The sequence below is a fragment of the Thalassospiraceae bacterium LMO-JJ14 genome (assembly GCA_021555105.2).
Lineage (GTDB): Bacteria > Pseudomonadota > Alphaproteobacteria > Rhodospirillales > Casp-alpha2 > UBA4479.
On record CP134604.1, the window covers coordinates 2153301 to 2164956 of the forward strand.

Annotated in this window: 12 protein-coding genes; 10 read left to right on the top strand and 2 right to left on the bottom strand. The window is 63.5% G+C overall.

Annotated elements, in window-relative coordinates; all coding sequences use genetic code 11:
* Positions 1-2: 2 nt before the first annotated feature.
* The 4 genes from L2D14_10185 to L2D14_10200 all read left to right on the top strand — a co-directional run bounded on the left by L2D14_10185 (position 3) and on the right by L2D14_10200 (position 3963).
* A complete protein-coding gene (locus tag L2D14_10185) occupies positions 3-2015 on the top strand; it encodes an acetyl/propionyl/methylcrotonyl-CoA carboxylase subunit alpha (GenBank protein ID WNJ98242.1) in 2013 nt (670 codons plus the stop codon).
* 17 nt (positions 2016-2032) lie between these two features.
* Positions 2033-2947 carry a hydroxymethylglutaryl-CoA lyase gene (locus L2D14_10190; GenBank protein WNJ98243.1) on the top strand — a complete coding sequence of 305 codons (915 nt, stop codon included), beginning with the start codon at positions 2033-2035 and terminating at the stop codon, positions 2945-2947.
* Positions 2948-2957: 10 nt separating this feature from the next.
* The gene (locus L2D14_10195; GenBank protein ID WNJ98244.1) at positions 2958-3395 is read left to right on the top strand and encodes a DUF1489 domain-containing protein; all 438 of its coding nucleotides are present in this window, start codon (positions 2958-2960) and stop codon (positions 3393-3395) included.
* Positions 3396-3477: 82 nt separating this feature from the next.
* The gene (locus tag L2D14_10200; protein ID WNJ98245.1) at positions 3478-3963 is read left to right on the top strand and encodes an Hpt domain-containing protein; all 486 of its coding nucleotides are present in this window, start codon (positions 3478-3480) and stop codon (positions 3961-3963) included.
* A 217-nt stretch (positions 3964-4180) separates the two neighbouring features.
* Here L2D14_10200 and xth read toward each other — a convergent pair whose 3' ends face one another.
* Positions 4181-4993, bottom strand: a complete 813-nt coding sequence (xth, locus tag L2D14_10205; protein WNJ98246.1) for an exodeoxyribonuclease III — start codon at positions 4991-4993, stop codon at positions 4181-4183.
* A 21-nt stretch (positions 4994-5014) separates the two neighbouring features.
* Positions 5015-5365, bottom strand: a complete 351-nt coding sequence (gene erpA, locus L2D14_10210; protein WNJ98247.1) for an iron-sulfur cluster insertion protein ErpA — start codon at positions 5363-5365, stop codon at positions 5015-5017.
* Positions 5366-5606: 241 nt separating this feature from the next.
* Here erpA and L2D14_10215 point away from each other — a divergent pair, with 241 nt between their 5' ends.
* The 6 genes from L2D14_10215 to scpB all read left to right on the top strand — a co-directional run bounded on the left by L2D14_10215 (position 5607) and on the right by scpB (position 11620).
* Positions 5607-6821, top strand: coding sequence for a deoxyguanosinetriphosphate triphosphohydrolase (locus L2D14_10215; protein WNJ98248.1), 1215 nt, complete (start codon positions 5607-5609; stop codon positions 6819-6821).
* 195 nt (positions 6822-7016) lie between these two features.
* A complete protein-coding gene (locus L2D14_10220; protein WNJ98249.1) occupies positions 7017-8021 on the top strand; it encodes an SPOR domain-containing protein in 1005 nt (334 codons plus the stop codon).
* Positions 8021-9055 carry a beta-N-acetylhexosaminidase gene (gene nagZ, locus L2D14_10225; GenBank protein ID WNJ98250.1) on the top strand — a complete coding sequence of 345 codons (1035 nt, stop codon included), beginning with the start codon at positions 8021-8023 and terminating at the stop codon, positions 9053-9055. The genes L2D14_10220 and nagZ overlap by 1 nt, the downstream gene beginning before the upstream one ends.
* 33 nt (positions 9056-9088) lie before the next feature.
* Complete coding sequence (locus tag L2D14_10230; protein ID WNJ98251.1) at positions 9089-9784, top strand: site-2 protease family protein; 696 nt, start codon at positions 9089-9091, stop codon at positions 9782-9784.
* 45 nt (positions 9785-9829) lie between these two features.
* On the top strand, positions 9830-10702 hold the full coding sequence (locus tag L2D14_10235) for a ScpA family protein (GenBank protein WNJ98252.1): 873 nt from the start codon (positions 9830-9832) through the stop codon (positions 10700-10702).
* Positions 10703-10894: 192 nt separating this feature from the next.
* On the top strand, positions 10895-11620 hold the full coding sequence (scpB, locus tag L2D14_10240; protein ID WNK01675.1) for an SMC-Scp complex subunit ScpB: 726 nt from the start codon (positions 10895-10897) through the stop codon (positions 11618-11620).
* Positions 11621-11656 lie beyond the last annotated feature (36 nt).

Here is an 11656-nt window from a genome sequence, read left to right on the forward strand (position 1 = left end):
CCGTGAACGCACGTCCGCACATCAAGCGTCTGCTGATCGCCAACCGGGGCGAGATCGCGTGCCGCGTCATTTCAACGGCGCGTGCGCTCGGCATCTCGACCGTTGCCGTCTATTCCGATGCCGATACGAACGCACGCCATGTGCGCCTCGCCGATATCGCTGTGCGCATCGGCCCCGGTCCGGCGTCGGAAAGTTATCTGAAAAGCGATGCGGTGCTGGCGGCGGCGATCGAAAGCGGCAGCGATGCGGTGCATCCGGGCTATGGCTTCATGTCGGAAAATGCCGAGTTCGCAGAGGCCGTCGAGAAGGCCGGGCTGATCTTTGTCGGCCCGCCGGCGCCCGCGATCCGCGCCATGGGCTCCAAATCGGCGTCGAAGCAACTGATGCAGAAAGCGGGCGTGCCGCTGGTGCCGGGCTATCACGGCGCCAGGCAGGATACGAAGACACTTGTCAAAGCCGCCCTCGACATCGGCTTTCCGGTCCTGGTCAAGGCCTCGGCGGGTGGCGGCGGTAAGGGCATGCGGGTCGTCAAAAGCGAGGCCCGGCTTGTAGACGCCATCGAAGGCGCGAAACGCGAGGCCAAGTCGTCGTTCGGCGATGCGCGCCTGATGATCGAGAAATATCTCGCCAAGGCGCGTCACGTCGAGGTGCAGGTTTTCGGCGACACGCACGGCAACTATGTGCACCTGTTCGAGCGCGACTGTTCCCTGCAACGCCGCCACCAGAAAGTGATCGAGGAAGCCCCCGCGCCGGGCATGACGAAATCGCTCAGGGACGCCATGGGCGAGGCGGCGGTGAACGCGGCCCGCGCCGTCGATTATGTCGGCGCCGGGACGGTCGAGTTTCTGCTCGCCGGCAAGGACTTCTATTTCATCGAGATGAACACCCGTCTGCAGGTCGAGCACCCGGTCACCGAAGCCATCACCGGGTGCGATCTGGTGGCGTGGCAGTTGCAGGTCGCGGCGGGCGGCACGCTGCCGATGGGACAGGACGATCTGGCCATCGACGGGCATGCCTTCGAGGCGCGTCTCTATGCCGAAGATCCGGACAAAAATTATCTGCCGCAGACCGGGACGCTGAAACATCTGAAATTCTCCGCCGCGCCGGGCGTGCGCATCGACACCGGCATCGAGCAGGGCGACAGCGTTTCCGTGCACTACGATCCGATGATCGCCAAGATCATCGTGCACGGGGCGGACCGCGCCGACGCGCTGGCGAAATTACAGGTGGCACTCGCCGGGACGCAGATCGCCGGACTGGAAACCAATCTCGATTTCCTGCTCGGCATCTCGATGCACGACAAGTTCCGGACGGCGAAGATCGATACCGGCTGGCTCGACCGCATGAAGCCGCCGCAGCTCGGCTGGCGCAGGCTGCGCATAGCCGATACGACGTCTTTGGCGCTGGCCGCGCTGCATGTGATCCGCGAACGCGGCGTAGCTGCCTGCAAGCGCGCCGCCGGTTCGGGCGATCCGTATTCGCCGTGGTTCCGCACCGACGGCTGGCGGCTGATCGACCGCGGCCATCAGGACGTTTTTCTGCGCGATGCCGCCGATGACGATGAGCCGTATCTGGTCACGGCCAAGGCGCGTCGAGAAGGCGGCTACGAGATGATCATCGGCGAGGAAAGCGTTGCCTGCGAACTGTTGGACGACGGCCGCGCCGTCATCGACGGCGTGCGCAGGACCGCCGACGTGGCGCACACCGGGGACCGGCTGTGCGTGTTCCACGAAGCCGGGCGTTGCGTCTTTACGCTGTTCGATCCGGCCGAGGCGGCGGCTGAGGAAACAGACAGCGGTGGCGATCTGACGGCGCCGATGCCGGGCAAGGTGACGCACGTGCACGTCAAGGCCGGGGCCGCCGTGAAGCGCGGGCAGCCGCTCTTGGTCCTGGAAGCCATGAAGATGGAGCACACCATCGCCGCACCCGCCGACGGCACCGTCACCGAGCTACGCTGCCGGGCCGGCGATCAGGTCGACGACGGCGTCGCCCTTGTCATCTTCGAGGCGTCCTGAGAGAATCCGGTCCAATCATGAAACTGCCCTCACACGTCAAGATCGTCGATGTCGGCCCCCGCGACGGGCTGCAGAACCACCCCGACACGGTGCCGCTGGAAACCAAGATCGAGCTGGTCGAACGCCTCGCCGACGCCGGTCTTTCAGTGGTCGAGGCGGGCGCCTTCGTATCGCCGAAATGGGTGCCGCAGATGGCCGACACGGCAGAGCTGATGACGCGGATCAAACGCAAACCCGGTGTTTCGTATCCGGTTCTGGTGCCGAACATGAAGGGCTACGCGGCGGCCAAGGACGCGGGCGCAGACGAGATCGCCATTTTCGGCGCCGCCACCGAGACGTTCTCGCAAAAGAACATCAACTGTTCGATCGCCGAGAGCCTTGAGCGCTTCCGCCCGGTCGCGGAAGCGGCGCTGACCGACGGCATCAAGGTGCGGGGTTATATTTCCTGCGTCCTCGGCTGCCCGTATGAAGGCGACGTCGCGCCCGCCGCGGTCGCGGATGTGGCCCGCGCGCTCGACGAAATGGGCTGCTACGAGGTTTCGCTCGGCGACACCATCGGCACCGGTACACCGGCAAAGGCGCAGGCGATGATCGAGGCCGTGGCCAAAGAAATTCCGGTCGCGCGGCTCGGCGCGCACTTCCACGATACCTATGGCCAGGCGCTGGCCAATCTGCTCGCCGTGATGCAGTTGGGCGTCGCCGTCATCGATACCGCCGTGGCCGGGTTGGGCGGATGCCCGTATGCCAAGGGGGCCAGCGGTAACGTCGCCACCGAGGATGTGGTCTACATGCTCGACGGGCTGGGCATCGAAACCGGCATCGATCTTGAAAAACTGCTGGCGGCGAGCCGCTTCATTTCCGACGCCATCGGGCGGGCGCCGGCGTCCAAGGTGGCGCTGGCCCGCATCGGCGCGGACGCCGCCGCCGAATGAGCGCGAATAAATGAGCGTCAACCTGATCAAGCTGTGCGTCGGCATCGAGAATCTGGCGCACCTGAAAGAGGTGCAGCAGCGCCGTCTTGAGCTGAAGCGCAAGTCCGGTGAGGCGGCGGAGCTGATGCACGTCACGCGGTCGTTCCCGCGCCGCGCCGCCGAGGTGCTGGACGGCGGCTCGCTGTATTGGGTCATCAAGGGCGTGATCCGCGTGCGCCAGCGCATCATCGATCTGCGCGAGACGGTGAACAAGGACGGCAACGCCGCCTGCGCCATCGTTTACGACGCCGACCACATCCAGACCGTGCCCCGTCCGTTCCGTGCCTTTCAGGGCTGGCGCTATCTCGATCCCGGCGATGCGCCGCGCGATCTGGACGATGTCGGCGCCGGTGCCGACGAGCTGCCCGAAGACATGGCCGACGAGCTTAGAAACCTTGGACTTCTTTAGGTAATTGCCGATATTGTATCGCATGGCCGGGGTTGCTAAGCTTCCGGCTTATTCGTGCACCGGCAAGGGAACGAAATAGCTGATGGCCGACGATGAAATGGAAATCATTAATCCGCCCAACACCTTGAAGAGCAAGGTCCGTGAGGGTGGGCCGGGCGCGGTTGACTTGGCGACGCTTGAGCGCGCCGAGAACGTCATCGCAGGCATGGCCGACAGCTATCTTGAATGGGTTCAGGAAGATCTGGTCCGGATCGAGGCCGCTTACAAGAAGCTGGCCGCGGCCGCTGCACCGCGCAAGGAAGAAGCCGACATGGTGTTTCAGGTTGCGCATGACATCAAGGGTCAGGGCGGCAGCTTCGGTTACGACCTGATGACCCTGATCGCCAACGAACTTTGCCGGCTCATCGAACGCCAGGAAGAATTCGGCGACGCCGAAGTGCAGGCCGTCAAGGTCCACATCGACGCCATGAAGCTGGTCATCCAGAACCGGATGAAGGGCGACGGCGGCACCAACGGCCAGGCCCTTGTCGAGGGCATTCGCCAGGTCGGCGACAAGCTGAACAAGTAAGCCCCGCTTTTCCCAGTCAAAGTAGACGTCACCCCAAACTTGATTTGGGGTCCATGATTCATGGGTCCTGAACCAAGTTCAGGACGACGTAAAGGGCAGGACGTTTTCATTCCGGCACCCGCTTTCGCGGGTCCCTCCCTCTCCCAGGGGAGAGGGGGATTTGCATTCCTGCCCTCTCCTTGGGGAGAGGGTGGCGCGCAGCGCCGGGAGAGGGGAGTCAGGCCGCTTTTGCGGTGGCGATGTCGGTGAATTTGCCCCACACGGGGGTGTGGTCGGAGGCTTTTTCCTTGGCGCGCGGCGTCTTGTCGATGCCGACGTCTTCCAGCAGGTCGGCGGCTTCCGGCGACAGCAACAGGTGGTCGATCCTGAGGCCGTTGTCCTTCTGCCACGCGCCGCGCTGGTAATCCCAGTATGAATAGGCGTGCAGGTCCGGATTCAGCGTCCGGTAAGCCTCGGTATAACCCAGATTGACCAGGGTGCGGAACCGCGCACGGCTTTCCGGGCGGCACAACGCATCGTCGGCAAACCTTTCGGGGTCGTAAACATCGACATCGGTCGGGCAGATGTTGTAATCGCCGCCGAGCACGACCGGGATCTGTTCGTCCAGAAGCGCGCGTCCCCGTGCGATCAGGCGGTCCATCCAGCCCAGCTTGTAGGTGAATTTTTCATGATCGGCGCCGGCCTCGTCGCGCGTCGGGTTGCCGTTCGGCAGATAGATGGAGGCAACGCGAAAGCCGCAGGTATCGGCTTCGAGGTAGCGCGCCTGCTCGTCGGACGCATCGCCGGGGAGTGCCCGGTGCACGACCTCGATCGGCTGCTTCGAGAGGATCGCGACGCCGTTATAGGTTTTCTGGCCGACGGTTTCGACGTGATAGCCGCATTCCTGGATCTCCAGGCGCGGGAAGGCATCGTCGACGGTCTTCAGTTCCTGCAAAAGGACGACGTCGGGCTGGAATTCACGCAGCCATTCGACGGCGCGCGGCAGCCGCGCCTTGATCGAGTTGACGTTCCATGTGGCGATAACGGTCATGGGCGGGGAGGGGCGATGCGGTCAGATCGAAAACGACGTGCCGCAGCCGCAGCTCGACGTCGCGTTCGGATTGTCGACTTCGAAAAAGGCGGCGCCGAGATCGTCCTTGAAGTTGACGGTGCAACCGGCGAGGAAGCCGAGCGATACCTCGTCCGTCACCACGGCCGCGCCGTTGTGGGTGAAGGTGATGTCCTCGTCGGTGGTCTTGTCGGACAGATCGAAGGCGTACTGAAACCCCGAGCAACCGCCGCCGTTGACGGTAATGCGCAGCATCAGGTCATCGTTGCCCTGTATTTGCCGCAGCTTGGCGATGCGTGCCGCCGCGCTGTCGCTGATGATCAGGTCTTCGGTATTGTGCGTGCCGTCGGGCATCGGAAACTCCTTCTTACGTGCCTTATATGTAGTCTACTCGATTTGAGTGTCAATCGCAGCAACTGTTCATCATGCCAATATCGTCACCCTGAACTAGTTTCAGGGTCCATGCGCACGAGGGAAGGCGGTGCCGGACCCTCATGGGTCCTGAACCAAGTTCAGGACGACGGGAGAGGAGCTTAACAAGCGGATCTAGGCTTCTTGCGTTGCTGTGAAGTGTGCCCTGAGCTACCCTTGCGGCATGGATGAAGCAAAGCCGATTGAGCCGGTTTCGACCGAGCGCCCGCCCCTGAAAGCGTATGCCTGCCGCTCGGCGGACAGCCGCGGACGGCTGTTTCCGGAGCCGGAAAGCAAGACCCGGGGCGCGTTCCAGCGCGACCGCGACCGGATCATCCATTCCGCCGCGTTCCGCCGTCTTGAATACAAGACGCAGGTGTTCGTCAATCACGAGGGCGATTCGTTCCGCACCCGTCTCACGCACTCGCTGGAAGTGTCGCAGATCGCGCGGTCCGTCTGCCGTTGTCTGGGCCTCAACGAGGATCTGGGCGAGACTTTGGCGCTGGCGCACGATCTCGGCCATCCGCCGTTCGGTCACGCTGGCGAGGACGCGCTGAAGGAAATGATGAAGCCGTTCGGCGGCTTCGATCACAATGCGCAGTCGCTCAGGGTCGTCACCAAGCTGGAAGCGCGCTACGCCGATTTCGACGGCCTCAACCTGACGTGGGAAACGCTGGAAGGCGTGGTCAAGCACAACGGGCCGCTGCTCAGGGGGCGCAAGAAACTCGAAGATCTGCCGCGCGGCATTCTCGATTATTCGGCGGCGCAGGATCTGGAACTCGCCACCTTCGCCAGCGCCGAGGCGCAGGTCGCGGCGATCGCCGACGATATCGCCTATAACAACCACGATATCGACGACGGCCTCAGGGCCGGCCTGTTCAGTATCGACGATCTGAAGGACGTGCCCTTGGTCGGGCCGATGTTCCATGAGGTGCAGCGTAAATACCCGGAACTGGATATCTCGCGCACCATCCACGAAGCGATCCGCCGCCTGATCGGCGAGATGGTCGGCGACCTGCTGAGCGAAACGCAGCAGCGAATCGATGCCGCCAGACCGGGGACGGCCGCCGATATCCGCCATCTGGATCATCCGGTGGCGCAGTTTTCCGAGGAAATGCGCGCCAACGACCGGGCGCTGAAGACGTTCCTGTTCGAGAACATGTACCGCCACTACAAGCTGAACCGCATGACGTCCAAGGCACGCCGGGTCGTCGTCGACCTGTTTCAGCTGTTGCTGGACGAGCCGGGCTGCCTGCCGACCGAATGGCGTAAAAATGCAGGAAAACCGGGCTCGCGCGAGACGGCGGAGCTGGTTTGCGACTATATCGCCGACATGACCGACCGGCTGGCGCTGGATGAACACCGCCGGCTGTTCGATCTGCAATCCAGGACCTCCTGAGGGCGGTCCTGTCTGTAAAGGCCGTGGGCGGCCTGTCCGCCTTGTGATCGGTCGAAACGCGTCCTTGCGCCGGTTCCGGCGTGCCTGTTACCCACATGGGTTCTGGCGTATATAATACTTGCGATTCGGCAATATCGTGCCAATTCAAGATTGGCGTGAATACCGCACGTTTCAGCGGATGGGAGAAGAAACAGAATGGCGCTATCAGCGAATTCCGACATGAAGGTGTCGTCGCCGGAACCCGAGGTCGAGGGAGATGGCGATACGGCGCGCACCGGTTCCGGTGCGACGCTCAAGGTGCTGGGCGCGCTGGTCGGCCTGACGCTGATCGCGGGGGGCGTGTGGATCGGCTTCGGGGAACGCATCGTGATGATGATGAGCCCCGATGACGGCGATGTGCCGGTGCTGGCCGCCGATCCGTCGCCGATCAAGGTGCGGCCTGAAAATCCCGGCGGCATGCAGGTGCCGAACCAGGGACGGCTGGTGTATGGCGTCGTCGACGGCACGTCCACGCAGCCGCGCGTCGAACGGCTGTTGCCGTCACCGGAAAAGCCCGTCGCCGTCGATGAAGTCCTGAAACGCGGTGTGCCGGAAACCTCTGAAGTCGTGACCGGCACCGCGCCGCGCGGCACCGCCGATATGAATTCGAGCGCCCCGGTGCGCCTGACGCCGACGGAATCCACGCAGCCACCGCTCTCGGCCGTTCCCAGCGCCGCCGATGTCGCCAAACTGCAGCCGACGGCACCGCCGCCGCCGCCACCGGCCGGCCAGACGGCATCCGCTGCCCAGCCGGCACAAACGGCGCCACCACCGGCCGCGCCGCCGGTCCCGCGCGCGCCTGCGGTTTCCGCAGCGCCCAAACCGGCACCGAAAGCACCGTCAGCACCGGCGCAGACCGCCACCGCCACGCCGGTGCCGGAATCCCCGGCCTCGGACATCACGCAGTCCTACCGGATCCAGCTCGCGGCATCGCGCAGCGAAGATGCGGTCAAATCGGAATGGGACCGCCTGCGCCGCCGCCATGTCGATCTGCTGGGGGAATTGCGTCTGCAGGTCATGCGCATCGATCTGGGGGCGACCAGGGGTGTGTTCTATCGCCTGCGCGCCGGTCCGCTCGCGGACGCGGCCGCCGCCAAGACGCTGTGTGAGCGTCTCAAGCAAAGGAAGCTCGGCTGTCTGGTCGTGAAACCGGGGGCCTGATGTCTTCAAGCGACACACCGCTGCCGATGGCAGCGATCTTCGGCTGTGCCGGGACCGAGCTTGGGATCGAGGAACGTTATTTCTTCGAAACCGCCGACCCGCTGGGATTCATCCTGTTCACACGCAATATCGACAATCCCGATCAGGTCCGGAAACTGGTCGCTGAGCTGCGCGCCGCCGTCGGCCGTGACGATGCGCCGGTTCTGATCGATCAGGAAGGCGGGCGGGTACAGCGCCTAGGGCCGCCCAACTGGCGGGCCCGGCCGGCGCAGAACCTGTTTGCGCGCATTGCCGCAGAAGACCGCTCGTTGGCCCGTGAAGCGGCTAGCCTGAATGCGCACCTGATGGCGGCGGAGCTGAGCGGACTTGGCATCGATGTCGATTGTCTGCCGGTGCTCGATGTACTGAGCGACGATGCGCACGACGTGATCGGCGACCGCGCTTTCGGCAGCGATCCGGCGCTGATCGCCGAATTGGGCGAGGCGGTGATTGCCGGCTTGATGGCCGGCGGCGTGATGCCGGTCGCCAAGCACCTGCCGGGGCATGGCCGCGCCAGACAGGACAGCCATCTCGAACTGCCGCGTGTGGACAGCGATGCGGAGACCCTGAGAAACACCGATTTTCTGCCGTTCCGGCATCTGTACTACGCGCCCTGGGGGATGACGGCGCACATCGTCTATGAAGCGTTCGATGACGAAAACCCAGCGACGCTGTCGGAAACCGTGATTCAGGAAGTCATTCGCGGTGAAATCGGCTTTTCCGGTTTCCTGATCTCGGACGATATCAACATGAAGGCGCTGAGCGGTAGCGAGGCGGAGAATGCCGTTCGTGCCCTCGATGCCGGCTGCGATGCGGTCCTGCATTGCAATGGCGAACTCGACGACATGATCAAGGTCGCCGACGGTCTGCCTGAGTTGAGCGGCATGTCCATGCAGCGGCTGCAATCGGCGCATGCGATGATGCCGGTCGTCGAGGAAATCGACGCTGCCCGATTGCAGGCACAATTCGATGATATGACCGCACCCTGGTCATAAACGCCGTCCAGGCAACATCACGAAAGCGAGCACATGGGCTACGAATTCGATACCATTGCCTACACGATATCGGTGTGGACGCTGCCGGTCCTGCTGGCCGTGACCCTGCACGAGGCGGCGCACGGCTGGGTGGCGATGAAGCTCGGCGACCCGACGGCGAAGATGCTGGGCCGCGTCACGTTCAATCCGTTCCGGCATATCGACCCGATGGGCACCGTCATCATACCGGTGATGATGCTGCTTCTGAGCGGTGGGCGGATGATGTTCGGATTCGCAAAACCGGTGCCGGTGGACTTCAGAAAGCTGAAAAATCCGCGCCGCGACATGATTCTGGTGGCCGCCGCCGGGCCGGGCATGAACCTGCTTTTGGCGATCCTCGCCGCAGCGTCGTTTCATTTTGCTTTTCTGCTCGACGGCGATGCCCAGGACTGGCTCGCGCAAAATCTCGCAAATGCTATTTGGATCAATATCTTACTGGCTGTCTTTAATATGCTGCCGATCCCGCCGCTGGATGGTGGGCGGGTTGCCGTCGGCATCCTGCCGTGGCCGCTGGCACAGCGCCTGGCGCGGCTTGAGCGGGTCGGCATCTTCATCGTCCTGGGTGCGATCTTTTTACTGCCGTGGATCGGTGGCATGATTGGGCTTGATCTGAACCTTTTCCAGTGGCTAGTGATCACGCCGACGGCCCACATACAGGATTTCATCCTGACGCTTGTCGGTCTTAAATGAGGACTGGTCTGATAACGGCGCCGCGTGCGTCCGTGGTTGATGTAAATGGCTGATATTATCGAATTCGATCCGAACCCCGACGAGATCCTCAACGACGCGCCCGCCGTCGTCAGTTCGTTCGTCGTCGACCTGGAAGGGTTCGAAGGGCCGATCGACGTTCTGTTGCAGCTGGCGCGCGACCAGAAGGTCGATCTGGTGCATATCTCGATCCTCGAACTTGCCGATCAGTACCTCGGCTTCGTCGCCGAGGCGCGCCGTCACAATCTGGAACTCGCCGCCGATTATCTGGTGATGGCAGCGTGGCTGGCGTTCCTGAAATCGCGCCTGTTGCTGCCCGATCTTTCCAGCGAGGAAGAACCGACCGGCGAGGAAATGGCCGCCGCCCTGCAATACCAGCTGCGCCGTCTGCAGGCGATGCAGAACGCCGGGCAGGGGCTGATGCAGCGCCCCCGGCTCGGCCAGGACTTCCTCGGCCGCGGCGACCCGGAACGCTTCAAGCCGCGCGAGGTCGAAATTCTCGACGCGACGCTGTACGACCTGTTGAAAGCCTACGCCGAACAGCATACGCGCAAGAACGCGCACGCACCGATGCATATCGAGGCGTTCGAGATCTACACCGTCGAGGATGCGCTGGGCCGGCTGCGCCGCCTTGTCGGCATGACACCCGACTGGCAGGACCTGTGGACGTTTCTGCCCGACGGTCTCAAGGGGCACCTGCTGACCCGCTCGGCGGTGGCATCGACGTTCGCCGCCAGCCTTGAAATGGCCAAGGAAGGCAAGGTTGCGATTCGCCAGACGGCGACGTTCGGGCCGATCTTTCTGCAGGGCAGGCGCGATGCGCCGATTGAGGAAGCCGCGCCTACGGTGACGGAAAACAAACCCAACGAGAGCCAATCCACGTCGGAGCCGGAAGAATAGATGGAACGCCCAATGGCCGAACAACATGCAAACGATGACGCCCTGAACGAAGCAGCGGAGCAGGAAGAGGCACTTGGCGAAACCGCCGAAGCCGTGCCTGCCGCCAACGAGGACGAAGCCGACCCGGAAACGGTGCCTGAAGCGGATGCCGATGCCGCGGACGCCGATGAAGCTGCCGATGATGCGACGCCGCTGGCCGAGGACGGTGCGGAAAATCCCGTCGATCCCGAAACCTGGGACCGATATCTTCGGATTACCGAGGCCCTATTGTTTGCTTCCGCCGAGCCGCTGACCGAGCGCATGCTGGCCAATCGGCTGCCCGAAGATGCCGACGTCAAGGGGCTCTTGAAGGCGCTGCGCAACCTGTACGAAGGCCGCGGCGTGCATCTGATGCGTGCCGGGGCGTCATGGGCGTTCCGCACCGCGCCGGACCTGACCGATTATCTGAACAAGGAAGTCGAGGTCGCGCGCAAGCTCAGCCGTGCCGCCATCGAAACGCTCGCCATCATCGCCTATCACCAGCCGGTGACGCGTGCCGAGATCGAGGAAATTCGCGGCGTCAGTATCTCCAAGGGCACCATCGACGTTCTGATGGAAGAAGAATGGATCAAGCCGCGCGGCCGCCGCCAGACACCGGGCCGGCCATTGCAGTGGGGCACCACCGACGGCTTCCTGGATCACTTCGGGCTGGAAACGCTGCGCGACCTGCCGGGCGTCGACGAAATGAAGGCGGCCGGGCTTCTCGATGCCTCGCCGGCGATCAACGCCTATCGCGCCACCGCCGATCTGTTCAACGAAGCCGAGAGTGCCGAGGAAGAGACCGACGGGGACGGGGAAGACGCTTTGCCCGCCGATGCGCTCAGCGAGCCCCGCGACGAACCGGAAGAGCCGCTCGATCCCGACGGTGGGGATTTTTAGGACGTCTTGAGGAGGGGGGCAGCTTTTAGCTGTGCC

Coding starts and splice junctions, on each gene's coding strand:
- L2D14_10195 (WNJ98244.1), top strand. CDS start 2,958: ATGAGCGTCAACCTGATCAAGCTGTGCGTCGGCATCGAGAATCTGGCG.
- L2D14_10215 (WNJ98248.1), top strand. CDS start 5,607: ATGGATGAAGCAAAGCCGATTGAGCCGGTTTCGACCGAGCGCCCGCCC.
- L2D14_10190 (WNJ98243.1), top strand. CDS start 2,033: ATGAAACTGCCCTCACACGTCAAGATCGTCGATGTCGGCCCCCGCGAC.
- L2D14_10230 (WNJ98251.1), top strand. CDS start 9,089: ATGGGCTACGAATTCGATACCATTGCCTACACGATATCGGTGTGGACG.
- L2D14_10220 (WNJ98249.1), top strand. CDS start 7,017: ATGGCGCTATCAGCGAATTCCGACATGAAGGTGTCGTCGCCGGAACCC.
- erpA (WNJ98247.1), bottom strand. CDS start 5,365: ATGCCCGACGGCACGCACAATACCGAAGACCTGATCATCAGCGACAGC.
- nagZ (WNJ98250.1), top strand. CDS start 8,021: ATGTCTTCAAGCGACACACCGCTGCCGATGGCAGCGATCTTCGGCTGT.
- L2D14_10235 (WNJ98252.1), top strand. CDS start 9,830: ATGGCTGATATTATCGAATTCGATCCGAACCCCGACGAGATCCTCAAC.
- L2D14_10200 (WNJ98245.1), top strand. CDS start 3,478: ATGGCCGACGATGAAATGGAAATCATTAATCCGCCCAACACCTTGAAG.
- xth (WNJ98246.1), bottom strand. CDS start 4,993: ATGACCGTTATCGCCACATGGAACGTCAACTCGATCAAGGCGCGGCTG.